The 24,423-nt window shown below is 60.9% G+C and carries 18 protein-coding genes; all 18 read right to left on the bottom strand.

Annotated elements, in window-relative coordinates:
- Window positions 1–78: 78 nt before the first annotated feature.
- The 18 genes from ACJO2E_RS16950 to tagF all read right to left on the bottom strand — a co-directional run bounded on the left by ACJO2E_RS16950 (window position 79) and on the right by tagF (window position 24,415).
- The gene (locus ACJO2E_RS16950; RefSeq protein ID WP_406965407.1) at window positions 79–1,470 is read right to left on the bottom strand and encodes a C13 family peptidase; all 1,392 of its coding nucleotides are present in this window, start codon (window positions 1,468–1,470) and stop codon (window positions 79–81) included.
- Between the two features lie 1,194 nt (window positions 1,471–2,664).
- A complete protein-coding gene (locus ACJO2E_RS16945; protein WP_406965406.1) occupies window positions 2,665–3,186 on the bottom strand; it encodes a hypothetical protein in 522 nt (173 codons plus the stop codon).
- 6 nt (window positions 3,187–3,192) lie between these two features.
- The gene (locus ACJO2E_RS16940; RefSeq protein WP_406965404.1) at window positions 3,193–7,134 is read right to left on the bottom strand and encodes a DUF6531 domain-containing protein; all 3,942 of its coding nucleotides are present in this window, start codon (window positions 7,132–7,134) and stop codon (window positions 3,193–3,195) included.
- Window positions 7,135–7,149: 15 nt separating this feature from the next.
- Window positions 7,150–7,929 carry a hypothetical protein gene (locus ACJO2E_RS16935; protein WP_406965402.1) on the bottom strand — a complete coding sequence of 260 codons (780 nt, stop codon included), beginning with the start codon at window positions 7,927–7,929 and terminating at the stop codon, window positions 7,150–7,152.
- Entirely contained in the window at window positions 7,914–8,894 is a 981-nt protein-coding gene (locus tag ACJO2E_RS16930) for a hypothetical protein (RefSeq protein ID WP_406965401.1), read from the bottom strand. Before ACJO2E_RS16930 ends, ACJO2E_RS16935 begins: the two co-directional genes overlap by 16 nt.
- A gap of 10 nt (window positions 8,895–8,904) precedes the next feature.
- Window positions 8,905–10,707, bottom strand: a complete 1,803-nt coding sequence (locus ACJO2E_RS16925) for a type VI secretion system Vgr family protein (protein ID WP_406965400.1) — start codon at window positions 10,705–10,707, stop codon at window positions 8,905–8,907.
- Window positions 10,708–10,784: 77 nt separating this feature from the next.
- Window positions 10,785–11,264 (bottom strand): Hcp family type VI secretion system effector, encoded by a 480-nt coding sequence (locus ACJO2E_RS16920; RefSeq protein WP_328189679.1) that lies wholly within the window; start codon window positions 11,262–11,264, stop codon window positions 10,785–10,787.
- Window positions 11,265–11,325: 61 nt separating this feature from the next.
- A complete protein-coding gene (gene tssH, locus ACJO2E_RS16915; protein ID WP_406965399.1) occupies window positions 11,326–13,950 on the bottom strand; it encodes a type VI secretion system ATPase TssH in 2,625 nt (874 codons plus the stop codon).
- 14 nt (window positions 13,951–13,964) lie between these two features.
- Complete coding sequence (tssG, locus tag ACJO2E_RS16910; protein WP_406965397.1) at window positions 13,965–14,933, bottom strand: type VI secretion system baseplate subunit TssG; 969 nt, start codon at window positions 14,931–14,933, stop codon at window positions 13,965–13,967.
- Window positions 14,930–16,744, bottom strand: coding sequence for a type VI secretion system baseplate subunit TssF (gene tssF, locus ACJO2E_RS16905; RefSeq protein ID WP_406965396.1), 1,815 nt, complete (start codon window positions 16,742–16,744; stop codon window positions 14,930–14,932). Before tssF ends, tssG begins: the two co-directional genes overlap by 4 nt.
- Window positions 16,744–17,193 (bottom strand): type VI secretion system baseplate subunit TssE, encoded by a 450-nt coding sequence (gene tssE / locus ACJO2E_RS16900; RefSeq protein ID WP_406965394.1) that lies wholly within the window; start codon window positions 17,191–17,193, stop codon window positions 16,744–16,746. Before tssE ends, tssF begins: the two co-directional genes overlap by 1 nt.
- Entirely contained in the window at window positions 17,190–18,014 is an 825-nt protein-coding gene (locus ACJO2E_RS16895) for a type VI secretion system accessory protein TagJ (protein WP_406965393.1), read from the bottom strand. Before ACJO2E_RS16895 ends, tssE begins: the two co-directional genes overlap by 4 nt.
- 95 nt (window positions 18,015–18,109) lie before the next feature.
- Entirely contained in the window at window positions 18,110–19,648 is a 1,539-nt protein-coding gene (tssC, locus tag ACJO2E_RS16890) for a type VI secretion system contractile sheath large subunit (RefSeq protein ID WP_406965391.1), read from the bottom strand.
- A 34-nt stretch (window positions 19,649–19,682) separates the two neighbouring features.
- A complete protein-coding gene (gene tssC, locus ACJO2E_RS16885) occupies window positions 19,683–21,182 on the bottom strand; it encodes a type VI secretion system contractile sheath large subunit (protein ID WP_406965389.1) in 1,500 nt (499 codons plus the stop codon).
- Window positions 21,179–21,688 (bottom strand): type VI secretion system contractile sheath small subunit, encoded by a 510-nt coding sequence (gene tssB, locus ACJO2E_RS16880; RefSeq protein ID WP_406965387.1) that lies wholly within the window; start codon window positions 21,686–21,688, stop codon window positions 21,179–21,181. The genes tssC (ACJO2E_RS16885) and tssB overlap by 4 nt, the downstream gene beginning before the upstream one ends.
- Window positions 21,689–21,753: 65 nt before the next feature.
- Window positions 21,754–22,899 (bottom strand): type VI secretion system protein TssA, encoded by a 1,146-nt coding sequence (gene tssA / locus ACJO2E_RS16875; protein WP_406965385.1) that lies wholly within the window; start codon window positions 22,897–22,899, stop codon window positions 21,754–21,756.
- A gap of 51 nt (window positions 22,900–22,950) precedes the next feature.
- Window positions 22,951–23,736, bottom strand: a complete 786-nt coding sequence (locus tag ACJO2E_RS16870; RefSeq protein WP_406965383.1) for a PP2C family protein-serine/threonine phosphatase — start codon at window positions 23,734–23,736, stop codon at window positions 22,951–22,953.
- Window positions 23,737–23,740: 4 nt separating this feature from the next.
- Window positions 23,741–24,415: a type VI secretion system-associated protein TagF gene (gene tagF, locus ACJO2E_RS16865; RefSeq protein WP_406965381.1), complete on the bottom strand. Its 675-nt coding sequence runs from the start codon at window positions 24,413–24,415 to the stop codon at window positions 23,741–23,743.
- Window positions 24,416–24,423 lie beyond the last annotated feature (8 nt).

Raw genomic sequence — 24,423 nt, 5'->3', positions numbered from 1 at the left:
TAACGCCTTTCCGAAACCGGGGCCAGCCCCATGCGTCGTGACTGCCCCGGCAGAGATAGTCCGGGCTACCGTGGGCCGTCACTCACCAGCCACGGGGGCAACACTACCCAACCATTGCCGCAGGTCGTCACCCAGATGGTACTGGGGATAGGACCAGTCATCCTCCTCCATACCGATCTCTTTCTCCCACACCCGGATCTGCTTGCTGATCTGGTCGAACATGGCGTCCGGGTCGGTGAGTGACAGTCCCACGCTTCGGTACACCGCCTTGGTGAACCAGGTCATCTTCGAGTCATCGCCGCACCCGAACGATGTGCGGTCTTTCCGGGCGGAGGTCATGATCAACGTGTTGCTGTCCTTGAGCTGATCCACCCAGTGGCCGGAATAGCAGGCCGACACCACCAGCAGCTTTCGGCGGGCTTCCAGGGGTTCCAGCATCGCCGCAAAATCCTCGGGGGTCAGGTCAGGAAGATCGATACCGGGTTGCCGCAGCACCAGTTGCCCGTCGCTTCCGCCATGGCTGACCAGGTGGATGACCAGCAGGTCTTCCTCCGGGTTCATGTGCTGATCCAGGGCTTCCAATGCCGTTGCAATGGAGGGCCTGGTTGCCAGGGGAAGGGACTCGTAATCCCGGTGGTTGAGCAGCATGATGGCGCGATTCTCAGTATCGAACAGCGTCTGCACGCCTTTCCTGGCCACCTTGATGTCGCGCATGAAAACGGACTCGGTGCCGTCACCGCCCACGGCAAGGAAGTAGGCGTCCGTCACCCCCGGACGCTCCGGTGCCAGGTTGTCGATCTGTTGGTCCAGGCGCTGGCGGTCCTCGGCAAGAATGGTTTCGGTGAGCGCTTCTGCGGGTTCCTCCGGAACCGGCGCTTCGGGGATGTATTCATCCCCTCCGACAAACTCACCCTCTTCCCAGATACCCGAGAGGCTGCCCAGTTCCGCCGATTCCCCGGAATAGTAGTAAGTTCCCTCGCCGTGGTAATACCAGTCGCGGAATTCCCCCTGGTAGGTCCCGTACTCGTCGATATGCATGCCCTTTACGGGGCTGCCATTGGCAAACTCCGCCACGTAAACGCTGTTGCCGACTTCATAACGACCATGACCGTGGAAGTCATCCTTCCGGAAGCCGCCCTCATAGCGGCTGTGCGCATCCTCAAGCACACCCTGGCCCGACATCAGGCCTTCCCTGAAGCGACCCTCGTAACGCCAACCCGCCGGGGATTCCAGCACACCCTGACCATGCCAGTACCCGTTCCTGAACTCCCCGCGGTACACCATGCCGCTGTTGAATTCCTGGACGCCCTCACCGTGGAAACGGCCCTCTTCAATATCGCCCGTGTAGGTGCTGCCGTCGGGGAGCTGGGCATCGGGGGGGAGCAGTTGTGCCGTGTCGCAGGCTGCTAGTAGAAGGACAGCAATCAGTGGGAATGATAGTCGCAAATGGCATGGTAGTACGGTTGGCATCTTGCTGTCTTTTGGGTGAAAGGTCAGTGTACAGTCAGTGCCAGTTTGCCAGTGAATCGGGGGTTAGTCACACCGAGCGCCTTCCAGCGTTCCATCGAACAACCAACGGGGCTTTCCCAACTGGGGACATGTGTCAGGTGAATACTGTCACTGTATACTTACCTGAATTCAGGATGAACCCTATCTATTTTGACAAAAAATCAGCCCCAGCCACGCAAAACAATAGTCGTTACAGAAAGTACGAAGACCAAGAACATAAACAGAAAAAAAGAAACAATGAAGCACAAAAAACCCACTTTGGAGCCAGAAACATTAACCTTACTACGCCAACATACCCCCCCCAAAATGTACAAAGGCAGAAACGCCACCAAAAACAATGACGGCCAATAACCAAAAAGTCTGATCACGTATCCAGAAAAAGTGAAAACTGCCTCCATGTGAGCCATCCTCAAACAATTCCTTCTGGCCCTCAAATTACTACTCAATTTCGAAAGGGATATCAGGGACGAGCCGCAACGGGACATCTTGTTCAGTCTCAACGACTACTTGGAACTGGCGGAATATACCGACCGGATCGTAAAGCCGGATATGCGAGGGAGCATTCCGGACCATCAGCCTCCCATCCTCCCACGACTGGGGGTAAGTGCCGACGAATGGCTGGCGAGAGCCACCGAGGCGAAACACATTACCAGGGCAACGGCCGCGATCACTTGGACCGTCGACGACCCACCGTGACATAACGACTGTTTCTCTACTTTACACCTTGCTGGTCGCTATCGGGGATTAGACTCGCCTTCAAACTCAACATATCGAACGATTTTCGGCCAAAATCGTCTATTTCAGGCCACTTTTCTCCTCTCCGTCAGACAAAGACTTCCCGGATATCTAGGCATATATTCCCTATCTCACAGCATGAGGGATTGAAATGGGCAGCTTCTTTGGTTACCTTGTCTGGATCGCCCATGAATATTATCTATATTTGATACAGACGGTGAGTGCCTGGAACTGACCTGGCCGCCTCGAGAAAAATAAGAAAAATCTATTATATGTCAATGCTCGATTTTCTCGGAACGTACTATTTTTTCCCACGGCAACTACTCTATGGACCAATCGATAGACGCCTTTAACCTGCTTATCCTCACCAAAGGTGATATATTAGTTTAAGATTACCAACGCACAATTACACACTCTACTTCATGTAGGAAACACAGTATGACTCTCCACCTTCTTATCCAACCTAAAGTTTAAGGTGCCTTGATCGCCACTTAAACGATAAATCAATTCAACGTCAACACCCTCAAGATTTTTAACATCATCAAGATTAATTACGAAAAGTTTAACGCTATTACTATAAAGATCGACTTTACTCTCGGTCAAATCAACGCTGACATCGAAATTATTCGATATACTAAAACCACCTTCACTTAACGTCGCCTGAACTAGCTCAACAGATGCGCCCGGATCTTCCGAGTACAGTCCCAGCCAAACCCAGTATTCCCCCGGCTTAGCCTCTTTCACGTCTACAACAAATAGAACCCCATCGTCCTTAAAATACGAAAGCTCATTCGCATCAAAATTCCTTGTTTCGTAAAATACCTCTGAAGGATCATGTTCAAAAACAACAACCTTAGAACTTTGACAACCCGTCAAAAAAAAAGCGATAGCACCACATAAAGCAATCTTAATAGCTCTCAAAATAAATTCCTTTTCATGCATTTAATATTAGTGTTCGCCTCGAACATTACCACCAAAAAAGTATGGTACGACGTCTGCAGCAGTGTGGCCCGCGCCCTTTGCAGCCCACTCTCCCCATCCTTTAATATCAAGATAGTTCTCAGGCATAGGCGCTGGATTTACATAGTTGAACGTGCCAACGTACTTTGGATCATCAACAATCTCAAGAGTATCCCCATCATAAACAACCTCACGTCCATCTGGATTTATAAACTTCAGTTCAGGCTCGCCTACACCATTATCGTGAAACACCGATTGGGCCGGAGATAAAAGCTGCCACTCAGAACCCTCAGACACAACCTCATCATAAGATGGAATGTCCCCATTGCTGGCAATACGGCCCTCAAAGTGCCAACCTGTCAACGAGTGCCACGCTTGAGATGCTATACGAGTAACGATGTTCGACTCTTCCGTCGCGGCTTCTAACTCAGACATAGTCGGGGCAGACATATTTGGCCCCATTCCAAATGACTCCGCTAATGCGAGTTCAGGACTGACTCCTGAGACACCACAACTTGCTAGTCCCATCGAATCGATGAAATCGAGTGGGTTAGGGGTGTAACAAAAGCTGTTTCTCCCCCCCTTCAAGCCCAGTGGATCCGCCGTCAAATAACGACCTCTGCTGCTGTTGTACTCCCTAAACCGATTCTGCACGATGCCAGTGAGCTCATCCTCAAACTGCCCCGGCAATCGAATAGGCTGATGAACATAGCCTTTCGGCATCTCCGGCTGGCAGTAACCCCATGCATCTGCATTGGCCTGCCAGACCAATTCGCCTTCCTGATTCCACAACCGAACCGGCATCATCCGCCAGTCGAGTTCGTAGTAATGGGGCTGGCCGTCGATCAGGGTGAGCAGGGGCTCGTCTGTTTTCGGATCACGGATGTACCACTGCCAATGCCCTTCCGGGGTCTGCTCGCCCAACAGCACATCGTTGTGCCACAGGTAGGTGGTGGTGCCTGCCTCGCTCGTGCGCCAGGCTCGTCTGCCCAGGGCGTCGTAGCCGTAGATGACGTGGATGCCCGGCTTTTTGACTTCAATGAGCTGGCCTTCGGCGTCGAACTTCCTGCTTTCGGTGGTTTTGCCGATGACACGGATTTCCGCGCCCAGGGTGTCGTATTCGCGCTTGTCATCGGCGGTTTCAATCAGCCGGTCATTCTCGATCTTGCCGCCGTCGGGGATTCGGTTGCCGCCCAGGTCGTAGTGGTAGGTGGTGTCATTCTCCCGGATGAGCTGGCCCTGTGGATCGCGCTCGTAATAGGTGTCGCCGGTGAGGCTGTCGATGGCCGCTTCCAGTCGGGATTCGGCGTCCCAGCGGTAACGTCGGGTCGCCGGGGTCTTGCCCTGCCAGCGCCGCTTGATCAGGCAGCCGTAGCGGTCGTGGATCTGGGTTTGTTTGTTGTGACCGGCCTGGCGTTCGGTTTCCCGGCCCTGGTTATCGAGGGTGCGGCGGATGGCGGGCTGGCCGTTGAGGTCCAGGTGGGTCCAATGGCCGTGCTTGTCGTAGCGATAGCGGACTTCGGTGCCATCGGGCAGGGTGATGGTTTCCAGCAGACCGTTGCTGGTGTAGGAATAGCCGACGGTGTGCCGGTCCTGGTGGTGTTCGGTGACCTGGCCACGGTTGTTCCAGGTCCAGCGGACCTTGCGGTCGGCGCAACTGGCGTGGGTACGGCGGCCATACTGGTCGTACTGGTAGTGGCGGGTGACCGGGGCCCGGTCCCTGCCCTGGCTGGTCTGGGTGATGACGCGGCCGCCTTCGTCCCGTTCCACGGTCTGTACCCAGACGCCCGGATGCTCCCGGCGGATGATCTCGCCGGTGACATTGTAGTGGAAGTGGATATCCCGACCGTCCGGTGCCTGGCAGCGGTCGACCTTCCCCCGGGCGTTCCAGCCCAGTTGCCACTGGTTGCCATCGGCCCGGGTGACGCGGGTCAGGCGTTCTTCCAGGTCATAGTCGTAATGGACGCTATGGCCGTCTGGGCGGCGATAGGCGATGGGCCGGGCCAGTTGGCCGTAGTCGTAGTGGTGGGTGTCGCCCACCGCGTTTGTGTAGGTGGTCAGCAGGCCGGAGTCGTTATAGCCAAACTGTCGGCTGCGTCTCTGGTCCGGGGCCTGTTCCGGATACTGGTGGACGGCAAGGAGCTTGGCGCCCTCGTAGTCGTATTCGGTGACCAGGTCCTGTTGCAGATAACCCGCTACACGGCCCTGGGGATCGAACGCGAAACGATGGAGGCTGCCCTGTCGCTCGTCGGCCAACACATCACCGTTGGGGCTGTACCCAATCCGGCGGACTTCGCCGGTGTCACTGGTGGCCTGTGTCATCCAGCCATTGGCATCGTACTGGTAGCGCCACTGGCGGCCATCCGCACGTTCCTCGCTGAGCAGGCGTCCGACGCTGTCGAACTGGCGGCGGGTGGTCAGGCCATCCGGGGTCTGCTCGGCGGTACAGAAGCCCATGGCGTTGTAGTGCCAGCGGTGCTGGCGACCATCCGGCAGTTGTTCGATGACCTTGCGGCCCCAGGCATCATAGCCGTACTGTGTCGTGCGACCATCCGGCAAACGGTAGGCCACCAACAGGCCACTTTCGTCGTCATAGGCCCATTGGTAGGCGGCGCCATCCGGCTCCTGGCGAGCGGTGATACGACCCTGGTCGTCGTAGTGGAAGACCTGGGTGTTGCCAAAGGCGTCGGTGACGGTGGTCTGGTATTGGTCCGGCTGGTAGTCGAAGTGGAATTCGTGGTGGCCATCGTCACCCCAGCTGTGGAGACATCTGGCGGCAGGCCCATGGCCCTGCCATTGAAAGTTGATGCCATAGCCCGTTGGCAACTCACGGCGCGTGAGCAAATGGCCCTGATACTGATAGGTCTCCCGGCCATGATGACTGGCGCTGGCGACCAGGTCGCCCTCTTCGCTGTAGTCATATCGGGCAAGTTCAGAGCACTGATCATCCTGACAGAGCAACACCTGAACCAGCCGCTCCCGGGACTGAGGCGTCGTCCGTTTCCAGACCAGTTGAAGGTATCGTTCCGGTGCCACTTCAATGCGGAACAGGCGGTGCTCCCGGTCGTACTGGAAGCGCCACTGCTGGCCGCTCAGGTCCTGGACGGAGACGGGGTGCCAGAGATGGTTGTCGGTGGTGGCGAATCGCCAGGCGGTACCATCCTTCTCGGTGAGCACCATGCGGCTATCCCGCTTGTACTCCAGGCGCATGCCGGCGCTGACCTGGACGCTGATTTCCCCTGGTGATAGTGCATCGAACAAGACAACGCGGCCCTGATGGTCAAGGACCCCAATGCCGTCTTCCTCCATCCAGATATAACGCAGGCAGTCGACACTCCAGCCTGCGCCGAAGCCCAGATCACGATCGCAGTTGCCGGAGCGGTAGCGGCGTTGCCAGGAGAGGGGCATCGGGGCGGGGACTGTGAAGTCTTCCAGGATCAGCACCTCCTCGCCTGTGGCGGGTGCTACCGGATCACCGACTCGCTCATCATACTCATCGTCATTTCCAACGGCGGTATCGCTGATGCCAGCAGATTCAGACGCGCCGCCACTGTCGGGGGCGGAAGCCACCTTGGGCTCCTGAGTTCGGGTTTCGGACGGGCCCTGTGCACCCTCGCTGGACGGCATGGTTACCGGGGCTTCCGATGGCAATTGGTAGGCAAGCAGTTCGCCCGACTCAAGTCGCTGCCCCAGGCGAATGTAATAATGGCTGGCCGAGGCGTTGCGCGCCATCTGCCCGGTAGGTCTGCCACCCAATCTGGCCCAACGCTGCCGATAGTCGTCGAAGTACCGATTGAATGCACGGTTCAGCCACGCGGCATAGTCCTGGGCGGAAGTCTTTTCGATACGGGTACCGGTACCTGCACCAGTATCGGCGTCGGCGGCACCAATGGCGTACATCGTTCCATCGATCGCGGTGAACTTCTCCATGCTTTCCCTGTTTCCCTATGCGTTGTAATCAACCACCGATAACCCCACCAGCGGGCTCGTATCCATATCCAGAATCACGGTGGGTGCCTGCCAGTCCCCCAGCCGGTACCCCTCGTGCATCCAGTACCAGTTAAACAGGCTGCCAACCGTGCCCAGCGGCCCGATACGGGCCTCGGCGAACTCCCAGCGCACGTCCCGGCCCACCCAGTTGCCCATGGCGGACAGGCTGGGCAACAGCCGGTCGAGGCTGCCGTCGCTGCCGGTGCCCGGCAGGAAGATCACTTCCGGGTCCGATACCACCGCCCGGGCCTGGTCCAGCAGGGTGGTGAGGTCGGTGTCGCCATCCAGCCGGCCGTCCACCAGGTTGAGCATCAGGCCCAGACCCGCCTGCGACGGTTCCAGGTCCACCAGCAACCGGCTCTCCACCACGGTCTGCGGTTGCGGGCCGGGCATCCGGTCCAGCGCCACCAGGGTGGCCGGTGCCTGCAGGCGGTTGATCTGGCTCAGGGCCAGGGTGACACCGGAACGCCCGAAACCCACTTCCACCTGGCCAGCGGCCAGGTCCTGCCAGAGATGCCGCTCGCTTCTTTCCCGGTCCGGAAGGACAACCCAGGTGGGGCGGTCGCCGCCCAGGTAATCGCGGAACGACTGTTCCAGGCAGGCCTGCTCCCCGGCCTGGTCATCCTTTTGCGGTACGGCCTCCGGAACGCCTGCCAGTACGCCGCCGTTGTCCAGGATATCGTCCAGGGAGGCCCCCGCGAGGAGGCCTTCAGCCCGGGTCAGTCGCCAACGCACCACTGGCCTCCGAACAACGACCAGGGGGATCCGTTAATCTGCTGGCCACTCCAGTACCAGCAGCGCTCTCGAAAGCCCATGGGCAGGGCCGTGAACCGTTTCTGCCAACTGGCGGGCTTCAGGCCGTGGCCGTCCCTGAGGATCTCGCCCCAGCACTGGTAGCCGAAGGGGGATGGCTCCTGCTGACGACCGCGACGGTCTCCCATAAGCCAGCGCAGTTCCCGTTCGGCGGCATCGGCCACGTCCTCGTTACCATCCAGGCCGGTACCGGCACCAATGGCCTCCAGCCAGGACAGGAAGCGCCGGGCACAACTGACACCCATGGCCTCGACAGTGGTTGTGGTGTCCACCTCCGCCAGCAGCCAGTTCACCATCCACAGCTGCCAGTCGTTGTGGGCGCCGACCATCAGCGGGTAGAACCAGTCCTTCCAACTGGCGAAACCTTCGACCCGGGCATCGGCGGGCAATATGTCCCACAGGGTTGCCACCAGTGACCTGGACAGCTCCTTGTGGCCATCCACCACCGCTGCCCATTCCCTCCAGGGCTGGGGCAGCTTGTCGTTCTGCCCCCTGCGCCAGTACGCCCGCGCCGCCAGCACCTGTAACTCGGGTGCCTCCGGGAATTCACGGGTGACTGACAGGCCCGGATAGTTGGCCGCCAGCCACCAACTCAATGATTCACCGCCGGGTTCTTTCGCCAGGGCGTCCAGCGCCGGGCGCACCCGGACACCGCCGATCGACACCGCCACCTCCAGCCAGAGCGTGGCTTCGTCCACCGGCAGTGAGGCCAGGGGCAGCAGGCTGCCTTCCGTCAGGTTGTCCGGCAACGGCGATGCGGCGTCACCCCGTTCGGCCCGGGTCAACAGACGGCGATCCACCTGGCGCAGCTGTTCCAGGGAGGCGTCGTCGCTGGCCAGCAGGGCACGCCGGGTGGCGATCAGTTCGTCGAGTGTCTGTTGCATCATGCGACAGCCATCAGTTCAGGTTGATTTTCGGCGCTTTGAGGTTAATGGCCGAGGAGCCTTTGACATTAATGGCGCTGCCTTCGATGTTGATCAAACCGGAGCTGTACATGGTGATGGACGCTGCACCAGTCTTTATCGTGATGCTGTCGCCGGCTTCCAGTACGTGGTTCTTGCCGACGTTGACGGTCTGGTTGTTGCCGACGGTCTCGGTATCATCGTTGCCAATGGTCGTGGTTCGGTCCACACCCACATCGTCGGCCTGGTTATTCTCTACCGTCAGTTCGTGGTCCTTCTCGGCATGGACCCGCAGCCACTCGCTGCCCAGGGTGTCGTCAAAGCTGATCTCGTTGTAGTTGGCCCCACTGCCCTTGGTGGTGGAACGGGACTTGATGCCGGAGATGTTCTTTTGCGACTCCGGGTCATAGGGCATCTGGTTCTTGCCGTTGTAGACGGAGCCGGTGATCAGGGGCTGGTCCGGGTCACCGTTGACGAACTCCACCAGCACTTCCTGGCCCACCCGGGGGATAAACTGGGCCCCCCAGCGCTCGCCCGCCCAGCTCTGGGCCACGCGGATCCAGCAGGAGCTCTTCTGGTCGAGTTGGCCTTCCCGGTCCCAGTGGAACTGCACCTTGACCCGGCCGTGCTGGTCCACGTGGATTTCCTCACCGGCCGCACAGGTGACGGTGGCGGTCTGCAGGCCCGGCATGACGGGTTTGGGGATGCGGGCCGGCACGTAGGGCTGGTTCGCGGGCCGGCACAGGAATTCGTTGTGGTAGGCGATGGTGCCCATGGACGGCTGGTTGTCCGCGTTCAGGGGCACTTCCGCCTGGATGAGGATATCGGTGATCAGGAACTCGTTGGGGTCCTGGGGGCCGTCCTCGTGGGACTGGAAGCTAAAGGTCAGGCCAGCGCCAAAAGACCGATAGGTGGAGATGGCCTCCAGGGTTTCCGCTTCCATGGCCAGGGCCTGAAGGTGCTTCTTGGTCAGGTTGGCCTTGTCTTTCAGGGGGCGGTCTTCGCCATGGTAGGCAAACAGTTCCCGCTGGCCGAACAGGTCACCCGGCACCTTTTCACCGGATTCCACATGGACGGGGTCCGCGGGGCGGGTAAAGTCGAAACCACGTTCGATCATATGGTCGGACATGGCACGGTAGCCCTTCTCCCAGTGGGAAATACGGGCCGACCCGATGTTGCGGGAGGTAAACACCACCTGGTTTTCCAGCGCCGGCTGGAAGGCCGTGTCGCTGTCGGTAATCACCATGGTGTGGGCGCTGTCGGTATGCTCGAAGAAAAAGGTCAGGCCCTCGTTGGCCAGCACCCGGCAGATAAACTCCCAGTCGCTCTCGTTGTACTGCACATAGTAACGGTGCGTATAGAGCGCGCCGTTGAGCACCTTGCGGTGGTCCACATCGTGCTCGCCCAGCAGGGTTTCCACGATGTCCAGGGCGGTCTTGTCCTGGAAAATACGGCAGTTGGTGCGGCTGGTGGCGGACCAGGCACGGGGGACGATGACCGCGGAATAACGCTGCCCGTCCTTGTTGTGCATGGGCTTGCCCAGCTCGCTGATATGGAGGAAGTGGCCGTGGAAATAACGTTCCCTGGATCCCAGTTTGTCCGTCATGGCGAGACTGATGACAACTTCCTCACCAATGTGCTGTTTCATATCCCTGATCCGCTGATTGGCGGTGAAGCCAACCTCGATCTGGAACAGCCGTGACATACCCTCGCTGACCGTGAGTCTTTCGAGGATCAGCTCATCCTCGCCCAGCGAGCTGTGAATCTTGAGAAAATGATGCTGAGTTTCCTTGCTCATGAACGTCCACGCCATCCTGAATGAATCGGGGGAAGAGGGCACCCGCAGGTGCCCTCCCGGAGACAGAGAACCCTGTTTTAGAGCTTCTGACCCTTGACACCGCTGTAGCCGTAAACCTTCGGCTGAGTGATGTCGTTCTTGTCGTTGCTCGGGCTGGCCGTCATGGTCAGCTCGGTGTAGGAAATGGTGATGCACTCGGTCGGGCGATCACCCTGTACAGACAGGCTGTAGTTGGAAATCATGGCGTCGGTCAGTTCGATCTTCATGATTTCTTCGATTTCATCGCCCTGCTTGGTGATGAAGAAAGTGGCCTTACGGCCCTTGCCGATGGTGGCTTCACGGAACAGGTCAGGAGACGCGTTGTCCTGCAGCTTGGTGATAGTGATATCGCCCAGGCGGGTTGCAGAGGCTTCGCGGTCCATCGCGGTACCGGTGTAGGCAGTGATTTCCCGATGAACGTTAAAGTCCATGGAAAGCACGGTGATCATGTCTTTGTACTGGTTAGCAGTCGCTTCACCAGAAATGCCTTCATAGTCCAGATAGGTATTAGCTTGCATGTGTATCTCCTTAGGTTTTTTGTACGTCCTGTAACAAGGACATGGTCATCCTGGCCGCCGCTCAAGCGCCGTCCATGGATTCGGTCTGGCGTTCGGGCACCGCCTGTGTACTGACGACCACATCCAGATCGCCGTCGTTCACAGTGATGTCCACCGCCGAAATCGGGGTTTCATCCGCCAGGCATTCCAGGATTTTCCTGGAGGCCGCAGGCAGCACATCCCGGTGCAGGATCTGCTGGATATTACGGGCGCCGGAACTGGCCTCGGTGCAACGTTCCACCACAGCGTCCACCACGCCATCGTCGTAGCCAAGCGCAACGTCGTGATGACGCAGCAGGCGCTGGTTGATGCGTTCCAGTTGCAGACGGGTGATCTCCGCCAGCTGTTCGCGTCCCAGGGGCCGGTAGGGCAGCACGCTGGTGCGCCCCAGGAAGGCCGGCTTGAAGATCTCCAGCAACTGGTCCCAGATGGCCACTTTCAGGGTCTTCGGGTCTTCCGGCGCGGTCATTTCATCCGCGTACAGGTCGGCGATCTGCTCGGACCCGGCGTTGGAGGTCATCAGGATCACGGTGTTGCGGAAGTCCACGTCCTGGCCCTCACCGTCCCGCAGGGAGCCCTTATCGAACACCTGGTAGAAGATGTCCTGCACGCCCGGATGAGCCTTTTCCATCTCGTCCAGCAGGATCACGCTGTAGGGCTTGCGGCGCACGGCTTCGGTGAGCACACCGCCCTCACCGTAGCCGACATAACCGGGAGGGGAGCCCACCAGTTGCGAGACCTTGTGCTCCTCCTTGAACTCGGACATGTTGATCACGGTGAGGTTGGACTCGCTGCCATAGACCTGCTCGGCCAGGGCCAGGGCGGTTTCGGTCTTGCCCACGCCGCTGGGGCCCACCAGCAGAAATACGCCCAGGGGCTTCTTCTCATCCGCCAGGTCGGCACGGGCCACGCGAATGGTCTCGGCAATGTCGTCCAGGGCATGGTCCTGGCCTTTCACCCGGGTTTTCAGGTTCTGGTCCAGCGTCAGGATGCCGGCCACTTCGTCGGCCTGCATGCGGCCCATGGGGATACCCGTCCAGTCGGACAGCACTTCCGACACCAGTTGGCTGTCCACCTGCCAGTGCACCATGGGCTGCTCCCGCTCGGCGAGTTGGTCCCGCAGTTCGTTCAGCTCGGAACGCAGTTCTTCGTCGGCTTCCTCGCTGAGCTTCTCGCCCAGTTCGGAGGCCGACGCCACCAGGGTCTGTTCGGTCTGCCAGATCTTCTCCAGGCGTTCGACCTGTTCCTCCGCCTGCTGACGGCTTGAGGCCAGTTCTTCCAGGCGGCGACTGTGGTCGGCACCAGTGCGGCTTTCCCGGGCGAGGATTTCGTCCTCCAGCTCCAGGGCCGCCAGTTCGGCACGGGCCTTCTCCAGCAGGGTAGGCATGCTGGCCTGGCTCATGGCCACCCGGGCACAACAGGTATCCAGCAGGGCCACAGCCTTGTCAGGCAGTTGCCGACCGGCCAGGAAGCGCATGGACAGGCGCACCGCCGTGCCCACGGCCTCGTCGGTGATGATGACACCGTGGTGCTTCTCCAGGGTGGGCGCCAGCCCTCGCAGGATCTGGATGGCGATGTCCTCGGAGGGCTCGTCCACCTTCACCACCTGGAAGCGGCGGGTCAGGGCGGCGTCCTTCTCGAAGAACTTCTTGTACTCGGCCCAGGTAGTGGCGGCGATGGTGCGCAGCTCGCCCCGGGCCAGGGCCGGCTTGAGCAGGTTGGCAGCGTCGTTCTGGCCTGCCTGGCCGCCGGCGCCCACCATGTTGTGGGCTTCGTCGATAAACAGGATCACCGGGTCGACGGAATTCTTCACTTCCTCAATCACGCCCTTGAGACGATTCTCGAACTCCCCTTTCACGCCAGCGCCCGCCTGCAGCAGCGCCAGGTCCAGGGTCAGCAGCCGGGCCTTTTTCAGTGCCTCGGGTACGGAACCGTCGGCGATGCGCTGGGCCAGCCCTTCCACCACGGCGGTCTTGCCAACGCCGGCCTCACCGGTGAGGATCGGGTTGTTCTGGCGACGGCGGGTGAGGATGTCGATCATCTGACGGATTTCGTCGTCACGCCCCAGCACCGGGTCCAACTTGCCTTCCCGGGCCTGGCCGGTCAGGTCGATGGTGAACTGGGACAGGTGTTCTTCCTTGCCCTTGCCGACCGGACGGCGGGGCTCGCTCGCTTCGCTGCCACCCAGCTTTTCCCGCAACTGGGCCCAACTGGACAGCAGTTGCTGTGGGTCCAGGCGCTCCAGCTCCCGGGCATGGCGAGTGGCCAGCGCGGCCATGGCGGTATCGTTGAGCAATGTGTACAGCAGGGTGGCTCCGCGCATGGCGGGCTCACCGAACTCGATGGACGTGTCCAGCCAGCACTGGCGCAGCAGGTCCACCAGCCGTGGGGACAGGCTCGGGGTGGCGCCGCTGCCGGTGCGGAAGCTCTCCAGACCTTCATTCAGCTGGTCTTCCAGCCGTTCCAGGCTGAGGCCGAAATGGTCCAGCACCAGCACCAGGTCTTCATCCCGGGACTGCAACAGGGCCTTCAGCAGGTGTTCGGTCTCCACGGTGTGGTGGGTCCGCTGGAAACATTGCCCGACAGCGCCTTCCAGGGCCTGACGGGTGCTGTCGTTCATTTTCTCTACCAGTGACTTCAGCGTCATTGAGGACATCGCTCTTATTCCTTTCCTTGGCTTGGCTTGAAGCTGACTTCCACCTGCCGGTCAGAGGTCGGCCCAGCGGCTATAAAACTGTCGGCGCCGAGTCGGCCCTGCTGGCCGAGGCGCGCACCGGTCAGGTCCCGGGCCTTGGCCACCAGCAGGTAGCGGACCCGGGTCTGCCCCCCCACCAGGCGGTGGGCCATTCGGGCGATGGCGGCGCTACAGCGCCCCTTGGGCAGAACATCCTTTACCTGCTGGCGATTACGGGGGTAGAACACCACGTCGGCGCCCCGGTCCGCCATCCAGGCCCGGCTGCCCAGCATGGCGTCTCCCAGCCGGGCGTACTGACCTTCCGGATCCCGACGGGTCGGCAGCCTGCTCTGGTCTTCCGGGGCTACCCGTACCCAGCCACCCTGCAGGGTACGAACCGCCACCGGCATGCCGGTAACATCCGACAGCACCGCTTTCAGGGTGGCAGCAGAACGGGCGCCCCGGGACATGGCACCGCCGTACCAGATCTCCCACTGCTGTTCGCTGCCGGTCAGCGACTTGAGGATTCGGGTGAAATCGTCCTCGCCCTTGCGTTCCTGATGGACCGCCGGCTGGGTCTTTTCCCAGCTTCGGTAGTACAGCGACAGTAGCCGGTGATTGAACAGGTCGAAGAAGTCCCGCATCGCCGGTGATTTCTGTTTCAGCTGTGCCAGCACCATTTCCGAGTAGTGGGCCGGCAGGGCACCGCGGGCGCCCGTGAGCCCCATGGTGTCTACGGTCAGTTCCGCCTGCTGCAGGCCGTTGTCGAGCCGGTTCACCTTGCGCTCCACCACGTCCTGGCCCGAGAATCCCATATGCTGGCTCGACCGGAAATGCACCAGCTCCCGCTCCGGCCAGCCGTCGTGGCCAATGCGGTGGTAGCCGGCCTTCTCGCCCGGCAACTGGCGTTCCGTACGCCAGACTTCGCGGAAGAAGGTGCCCAGTGGCTGCTTCATACCAGCTCCCGCTCCCCCGCCCGGGCCGGCCAGGCGTGATAGTCACGGCTGTGGCCACTGAGGCGGATCCGCAGCCGGGTGAAACTGTTTAGCTGGGCAAACTGGGCCAGGAAACGGTCCAGTACCGCCGAAAACAGGTAGATGCTGGTGCCGGCATACCGGGGCCGGGAAAAGGTGATCCGGAACTCGGTGCCCTGGGTCAGGCCACTACGAACGCCCTTGCCTACCCGGGCAGCGACCCGGCGTACCTCGACCTTTTCGATACCTTCCACCATGGCCCGGGATTCCGGTGTCTGGCGGAAGTCGTACAGCTGCAGCACGGCCTTGAGGCGCTCACGGGCGTCATCGCCGGTGAAATATTCCAGGTTCAGGTGGCGGATAAACTGCCACCGGCTCGCGCCGGACAGTTCCGGGCGCACCGTAGACGTGGGCGCCAGCAGTGCCACCGCCCTGTCGATCAACGGTTCGGAGACCGCCTTGAAGGTGGGATCACCTCCGCCGAACGGCAGTCGGTCCGGCACGTTGCGGTTGCAGCACTGGGCCTTGATGACCAGTGCCTCGTCGTCGGGGATGGCATTCAGGTCGCGATTTTCGTAGCGGTTGTCCACCAGGCTCAGGACGGTTTCCGTGCCCGGTTCCATCTGACCGCCCACCCAGTCCGCCGGCCGCCGCTGAAGGTGCCAGAACAGGTCCAGGTCGGTCTGCCAGCGGGGGTGTCCCAATCCGTAATAGGGAGCCATCTCCCGGATCTTGCCGCTGTTCACCAGGGACACGGAGTCCACATTGACCACCTCAAAGGCGTCCGCCTTGCGGTAACGGGACACCAGGCGATGCTCGTGGCGGGTATCATCCAGCGGCGAGGGTTCCAGGGTTTCCTCGAACAGGTTGACCACCGGCACGCACCACAGCCGCATATGATCCGACTGGAAACTCTTTTCCAGCTCGGAGGAGGTTTCCGACAGGTAGAAGGTGATGTCAATTTCCTTCGCCTCCGGCCAGCAGCCGGTCATGTCATCAAGCTGGGTGAACAGGAACTTCTCCGGGAACAGGAAGAACTCCGTCAGCAGACGGTAACCCGCCATACTGCGCTTGCTGTAGGGGACCAGCGCCTCGTTCTCATCGAAGCCCACCGGACGAATGCGGTTGGCCGGCAGGAACGTCGACTGGCGTCGGTCACTCACCGGCGCGATGGCCACACCCAGGCCGGTACGGTGGATCAGATCGTAAAGTTCATTGCTCAGGTGGGCCTGACCGTGGAGGAAGAACCTCAGCCATGGCAGGTCAATCTCGCTGAACGGAGTCGGCGCCGACAGTCGCAGGGTGATCACGCTCTGGGCGCCCTCGCTGCCCGGCGGGCGTGGCGCATCGAACGGCGCGTTCTGGAAATCGGCGCTCTCCACGGTCACCGGTGCGATGTAGTGGTCACCGGGGGCGCGGAACTCGCAGTCCGGCATCTTTTCCACCCGAGTCTCGAAGGCCTGGCCTTCAGTCAATGGCGAGCAGTGGGTCTGGGCCCGGGAGGCCGTCAACTGCAATACCGTCATGGACGGGATCGGCGCCTGGTAATCGGGATACAGGCTGCCCATCAGGATATCGGTCAATTCCGGAAAGTGGCCATCCAGGCGCTGACGGATCTGCGCCGTCAGGAACGCCACCCCTTCCAGCAACCGGGATACATGGGGGTCTTCCACGGCTTCATCACTCACCCGCAGCCGGCCTGCCACCTTCGGGTAGGCACGGGCAAACTCGGCACCCTGACGTCGCAGGTAGGCCAGCTCGCGGTTGTAATACTGAAGAAGCTCTTCGCTCATCAGGCACACTCCTGAAGGGTCACCGCCAGGGTGACCGGTTCGACTTCCGAATCAAACGCCACCGGTTCCGGCACCGGATCCACCAGCAGTACCGCATCAATACGCAGCCTCAGTTGACGGTCCAGGGGCGCCTCCGCATCCCGCATGGTGACCTGGACACGGGTCAGGCGGGGCTCAAACCGGTTGATGGTGTTGCGGACCTCATCGCAGAGCCACTGGCGACCGTCCTCCGTACTCAGGTCCATGACCGTGAAGTCCGGCAGGCCGTAGCCCAGCACCGAGGTCTGTAGTTCCCTGCCTCCCTGATCCAGCGGTAACCAGGACCGGCGGGCGTTCAGCAGACACTCCAGATCGCGACGGACAGCCTGGCGGATACGAGCGAGGGTCGGACGGCTGTCGTCCCCCTCCGCCAGTCTGTCGAGCACGCTCATCTGGAGTTTGGTGTTCATCCGTTGGCCCCTGCGTCCGCGGTTTCACTGGTGGCCGGTTCGTCACAACACGCCAGGAGACGGACGCTCTCCAGGGTGACGGCGTCGTCACCCAGCAGGAAGGTCTTCAGGCCAAGACCGGTGACCAGCCCGCCATCGTGCTCCTGCCAGTCGGTTTCACGCCCCAGTTTCTGGTTCGCGGTCTGGCTGCGCAGGTAGGTCAGCGGCACGAACACCTCGCCCTGGCGGCCATCCTTCAGGGTGACGCTGGCACGTCGCCAGATCAGTTCCACCGGTGAGGTGGCGGTATGGAACTCCACTTCCTGGATATCGCTCCACAACCACAGGTAATAATGACCGTCGGTGCCCAGGCCTTCGAAAAAGCCGGCAAGACTGTCGTCGCAATCGCGGAAATCGCCTTCCTGGTCACCAACCTGGTAACGGGTGTCGGTGCGGCCGGCTTCCAGGTTGCGGGCCGCCTCGGACGCGGCTTCCGGCTTGCCTTCGGTCAGGTTCAGGTTGACCGCCAGCAGCGCTTCAAGCTGCTCACCCGGGGTGGCTACCACGTCGTCGGCGAGTTTGCCGTCAGCCAGGGCCAGGCGGGCATGCTGCGCCCGCATCAACTGGCGCAGATTGGCAGCGCCAGCCAGCCAGTCCGGCTGGTGCTTGGCGAGGGACATCAGCATGTCGTCCGCCCGCTCCAGCTGGCCGTCCAGGCACAGCAGTTCGATCAGGCAGGCACGCACATCGGTGGCTGAGGGATCCTTGCGGAGTATGTCCTGGGCTTGGGTAATGGCCTCGTCCAGTTGGCCTGAAGACAGCAGTTCCCTGATCGCTTCCATTCTCGGTTTCCTTCTTCCGTGGCCGATTGCCGGCCAGTAGGTTGTCCTTTCATCCAGCGTCCTGGCTGCATGGCTTGCCGGAGCAAGCCAACGCATTATATTCGATTAACAGGCGTTAACTCGGTGATCAGCTTCATACCTGTGACCAGTTGATCAATCTGGAAATGGGGTTGCAGGCGAATGACCGAGTAGAACTTGCCAGGGTCGCCCGCCCGGGCCTTCACCGACACATGGGCATCCCGTAGCGGGAAGCGGGCGCGCATCTCGTCCGAAGCACCTTCGGTGGCCATGGTGTAGCCCCGCAACCATTTGCGCAGTTGCTCCTCACAGTCCTCCGGCGTGCGGTAGCCGCCCACCCGGTCACGCCCCATCACCTTCAGGTAGTGGGCAAAGCGGGAGACGCAGAGGGTGTAGTGAAGCATGGCGGACAGACGCGCGCTCATTTCGGCCGATGGCTTTTCGTAGGTCGCCAGTTGCTGCACCGAAGGCACCGAATGAAACGCCAGCATCTCGGTGTTGGCCAACGGCGACAAAGGCAGGAAGCCTTCATCCGCCAGAGCCCGCTCCATCCTGTCGGTGATCTGCCAGTCCACGGCGTGGCGACTGGGAAAGAGCACCCCGGTTCTGGTGTTTGTCTGGATGGAGGGCAGGTTATCCACCACCCCATGGGCCACCTGACCCGCCCGGAACCCGCGGATCTGGGCAAACCAGCCGGATTCGCAGAAGGCGCGGATCGCCACCGAGCCAAATCCGAAACACGCCGGCCCCCACAGGTAATCCGTGGCGGTCTGGCTGCCGGACTCCCGGAACCGGAAACCCTCGACGCCCTGCCCCGGCCCCAGATGGGGGGCCCGCAACATGATCCTGGGCATGGCCAAACCCAGGAAGCGGGCATCCTCTTCCTGTCGCAGCGACTGCCACTTCACCAGTTCCGGCTGGCTGAAATGGCTCTCCAGCTCGCTGACAGCGGTGAGGTCGGCAAACTGGTCGACGCCAAAGAAACTCGGGTCCGCATTCACGATCACCGGCGCAAACGCCGCCGCACCCACCCGCGCCAACTCCTTGAGGGTATCCATATTGGACTGGCCACCCTCGGTGCGATGGCTGACCGTATAGGCCCCCAGCAACAGGCCAAAGGGCTCACCACCCGGGTTGCCGAACTCCTCGGAGTAGATCTTGGCAAACAGGCGGGAGTGGTCGAATTCGATGGACCGGGTCAGGTCCTTGCGCAACTGGTTCCAGCTCAGGTCCAGGAAACGGACCTTCACCAGGCCCTCGCTGTCGCTTTCCACCACCTGGTCCGACAACAGTTGCAGACCACGCCAGTTGGCTTCCAGGGACTGGAAGTCCGGGTGGTGGAGAATCGCATTGATCTGGTCGTTGAGCAGCCGGTCCAGCTTTACCAGCATGCCGGCCAGCAGTGCCGTGATATCCGGGCGTGTCCACCGCTTTTCCGGATCCGTCCGGCCCAGCAGCAGCAACAGCGCCTGCATATCGTCGGCCTCGGCCACCAGCCGCTCGGCAAAGCCACGGTCCGGTATGACCGGGGCCTTCGCCGGTGGCTGGCGGTCAAGGTAATCCTTGTCAACGAAGCTCATCGCTGCGCCCATAAAGCATCCCTGCTTATCGTTCATTCCTGATTCCCGTTGGGGGTGTCACCCGTCAGGATCAGTTACCCATTTCCGGAATCTTGGCGACCATACGGAGGGAGGTGGTCAGTTCCTCCATCTGCAGCCAGGGCCGGAGCCAGGCGATGGCATTGTAGGAACCGGGACGACCCGGAATCTCACGCACCTGCACCCGGGCATCCGCCAGCGGGAACTTGGCACGGATTTCCTGACCACCGCCCTCGGAGGCGTTCACGTAGTTCAGGATCCAGCGGTTCAGCCAATGTTCCACGTCCTCTGCTTCCATGAAGGAACCGATCTTGTCCCGCGCCATCACCTTCAGGTAGTGGGCAAACCGGGAGGTGGCCATCATGTACGGCAGGCGGGCGGAAATGGCCGCGTTGGCGGTGGCATCCGGGTTGTCGTAGATCTTCGGACGCTGGCAGGTCTGGGCCCCGAAGAACACCGCGTAATCCGTGTTCTTGTAGTGACACAGGGGCAGGAAGCCCAGCTTGCTCAGTTCCGCCTCACGACGGTCGGTAATGCCGATCTCGGTGGGGCACTTCAGGTCCGGGTCGCCATCGTCGCTCTGGAAGATGTGAGCCGGCAGGCCTTCCACCTTGCCACCGCCCTCGGCGCCACGGATCGCGGTGCAGAAGCCGTACTTGGCGAAGGCGTTGGTCATGCGGCTGCCCATGACATAGGCCGCGTTCATCCAGCAGTAATCCTCGTGGTCGGGCTCGACCGCCATACCGGTATCCGAATCCACCTCGAATTCCTCGAAGCCGAACTCCTCCACCGGACGGGTGGCCTGGCCGTAGGGCAGGCGTGCCAGCACCCGGGGCATGGTGAGCGTCACGAAGCGGGAATCCTCGCTCTCGCGGAACGAACGCCACTTGGTGTATTCCAGGGACTCGAACACCTTCTCCAGGTCCCGGGGCTTGGACAGCTCGGTCCAGTCATCAAAGCCGAACAGGCCGGAACCACCGGCGGAGATGAACGGACAGAAGCCGGCAGCCGCCACGTTGGACATCAGGCTCAGGGTCTCGATGTCGTTCGGGTGGTTGGTGAACTGGTAGTCACCGATCATGGCGCCGTAGGGTTCACCACCGGCGGTACCGAACTCGGATTCGTAGATCTTCTTGAAGACCTGGCTCTGATCGAATTCCACCGCCTTGGACAGATCCTTGTGCAGCTCCTTCTTGCTCATGTTGAGCATGCGGATCTTCAGGGTGGCGCTGGTTTCAGAGTTCATCACCAAGTGATGCAGACCACGCCAGGTGCCTTCCAGTTGCTGGAACTCCTCCTGGTGCATGATTTCCGATAACTGGGTGGAAATCAGCTTGTCGATCTGGGCAATGGCCTGACGGAAGGTAATGGTCAGGTTCTTGTTCCAGGTTACCGTGCCCTTCATGGCTTCGTCCGCCAGCGTGCGGATCAGCTCCCGGGCGCGGTCGCTCTCGGTCTGCTTGGTGGCGCCAATGGCCTGGTCCAGCAGACTCAGTGATGCTTCTTCGGCTAGTGCGGCTTCGTTTTCCGCCGCCTGGGTTTCGGCACTCATTCCTTGTCCCCCTCTGTCTCACCAAGATCGGCGTTCAGCTTCTGCAGATCGTCGGAATTGTTCAGGACCCGCTCCAGCAGCTCTTCCAGTTCCTCGGAACGGTCCACCTTGGTCATCAGGTCCCGCAGTTTGTTACGGGTTTCCATCAGTTCCCGCAGCGGTTCCACCTGGTTAACCACGGCAGCCGGCTGGAAGTCGTCCATGGAGTTGAATGCCAGATCAACGGCGATCTGGGAGTCATCATCGGAAAGCTTGTTGTCGACCTTCAGCCTGAGCTTGGGAGCCATACGGCGCAGGACGTCGTCGAAGTTGTCCCGGTCGATCTGGATAAACCGGCGGTCTTTCAGCGGCTTGGGACTGTCACTGTTATTGCCAGAGAAATCCCCCATGACACCGACCACAAAGGGGAGCTCTTTCTTGACCATTGCCCCTTCGGTTTCAACATCATAGGTAATGTGTACCCGGGGTTTCCGGACCCTGGATAGTTTGTCGTGAATGCTGTCCATGTCTCTGTCTCCTGTAGCGCTTCACTGGTTAGCGAGCCTGTGATCAGGCCCTCTGGTGCCGCTATTTACTCCCGCGGCTCGGGGGCCGGCACTCCGGTCAGACGGTAGAACCCATCGCGGGCGCCACCGTCGTCAATCAGTTCCTGCATCAATTCCGGCAATGACATGTCGCTCCAGCGCACGGCCTGGCGAATGGCATAGGACACCGGGGAATGGGGTTCGGTCTTGAGGAAGAAATCCGACAGCCGGCGCAACTCCGCCAACGCCTCGGCCCGGCTTTCAATAGCCACCTGCACCGGATCCACCTTGCGGGCCGGCGCGGCGCCATCGGACGCTTCCTCAGCGGAGTCGGTATCGCTGTCCACGCCACTTTCGGCGACGGGCTCGGGGGCATGCTGCCGGGTCCATTCATCGATACGTGCACCGGCGTGATGGGACAACACAGCCAGGCAACGATCCAGGGCCTGCCGGACATTGGTGGTGGGCTGCGGCTCGCCCATCACCTCGTCCATCACATCGGACAATTCACTGAAGGCCTGCTGGGCGCGATGGATAGCCTCGCGGGTAGAGGCCAGTTCCTCGACCGGTGTACTGGCAACCGCTGTCGTAAGCTCATCCGGGGAGGCAGCACCCGCCTTGATGCGGTTGAGGGCCCGCTCTTCGTCCAGGCGGCCAACCTCGGCGGCCTGCTCGGCGTGCCAGGTGGCAAAGGAACCGCCATCGTCGGACTGGAACAGGGGCACCGAGAGGATCGGCTGGATCAGGGTACCTTCGGCATCCAGGCCGTTCAGGCCCACCAGAGGCGCAATGCGGGTGGCAAACCCTTCCTCGTCGGGGGCGGGATAGAGGTTATCCCAGTGGTTCAGCAGCAGTTCCCGGGCCAGCATGAAGCCATCCGCCAGACCGACGAAACCGTGCTCGCGACACAGGGCTTCAATCAGCCAGGCCACGTATTCCAGGTCCTTGGTACGCTCGGTAAGCAGCACGGGGATCTCCCGGGCCATTTCACGCCATTGCGGAACCTGGACCACTTCATCGTCGGCGAGTACCTGACGTTCCAGGGCACGGGCCTGACTGCGCAGATCCTTCAGGGTGAAGTAAGGCGATGCGGGAGAGGCGTCCTCACGGGTATCGTCGCCACAGGGTTGATCCTGGGAGATATCAGCCAGTAGTGAGGGGATGTCCAGAAGATGGGGGGTTTGATCTGTCATGAGGCTTCCTGCCGTCGTACTCCATTGATCCTTCAATCGTGTTCCTTCACGTTACGATAACCGGACTTTCATCGGGATCGTCTCATCGTCCCCTCCGGTCACGTCGCCTGGACTATAACAACGATCAGGTACTTTAACAATGATACAGGTGATGTTGTCATTGCATTTCTTAATCAGCAGTGAGTGCATCATTGCCTGACTGACGTCGTGGATCGGACCGCCGTTCAGGAACTCCCTGATCTCGGCATTTTCCAGCTCCTTGCTGACACCGTCACTGCAGAGCATGAAGTAGTCGCCGGGTTCCACCTGACCGGACCGGTAGTCCAGGGTCAGGCTGTCATCCACACCGAGGGCCCGGGTGATCACATGGGCCAGCGGGTGGCGTTCCGCTTCACGCTCGTCCAGCACTCCCTGTTCCACCATATCAGCCACCTGGCTGTGGTCACGGGAAAGCTGGGTCATCTCGTTGTCCCTGAGCCGGTAACAGCGACTGTCGCCGGCCCAGAACAGGTGGTACGCGTCCCCTTCGATCAACAGTGCCACCACCGTGGACCCCAGGGTCTGGCCACCCAGTTCTTCACGACCGAATCGCCGGATACGCTGGTTGGCCTGCTGGATTGCCTGCTCCAGCTCAACTTTGCCCAGCATACCGTCATGTCGCCGCCGGGCACTGGTAACCGTGTCACAGATCAGTTGACTGGCCACATCCCCGGCGCGATACCCCCCCATGCCGTCCGCCACCACCCAGAGACCACTGTCGGTGAACTCAACGAAGGCATCTTCGTTGTGTTCACGGACCGCTCCCCGATGGGTAAACGCCACGGACTCCGCCTGCATGGTGTTACTGCTCCTCAAGTTCTGCCTGCTGCCAACCATGATTCTGCCACTTTCCCACCATCATCGCTGCAAATTGCCCAACCTTGGGCAGGCCATCGGTCAGCAGGGTGGCCGGCTCCACGAATGCCGAGCCCTGCGTCCACCAGACAGCCAACCCGTTCTGTCGCCGCAACAGGGCATCCAGCCATTCGGACTCCCGGGCCGCGCCCGGAATCATCAGGTTGCCTTCGGTAACCGGCCACGCCAGACGGCTGCTGTCGGACGCGGGCAGTGCCACATCCACCAGTTTCTGGCGCCAGGGTTCTTCCTCCCAGCCGTCGTCCAGCACCGCCAGGATACAATCCTCCATGGCCGCCGCCCAGTCCGGGTGACGCCAGGCATCCATGGCCACACCGCCGTAGTCCGCCACCGCCAGGAACGGGAAATGGCGACCCACCCGATCCACGGAGGGGATCATGGTACCCACCACGCCGGTTTCCGCCATGCCGCCGGGCCCGGCACAGAAGTGCCAGATGGGCGCTGTCAGGTAGGCGTCCATCCAGTTATCCCCCAACTGGTCACGACTGACCGCCAGGCTGGCCTGACACCACTCGAAGAACAGGTCGCGGATTTCCGGGTGCACATTGTGGGTGAGGAAGTCTCCCCGACCCGGCACCTTTCCCATGTATCCCCAACTCATGATGGCTT

The organism is Marinobacter shunpengi (assembly GCF_045449695.1).
GTDB lineage: Bacteria > Pseudomonadota > Gammaproteobacteria > Pseudomonadales > Oleiphilaceae > Marinobacter.
The sequence above is the reverse complement of the archived record's forward strand: the minus strand, read 5'-3'. Positions and strand labels throughout refer to the sequence as shown.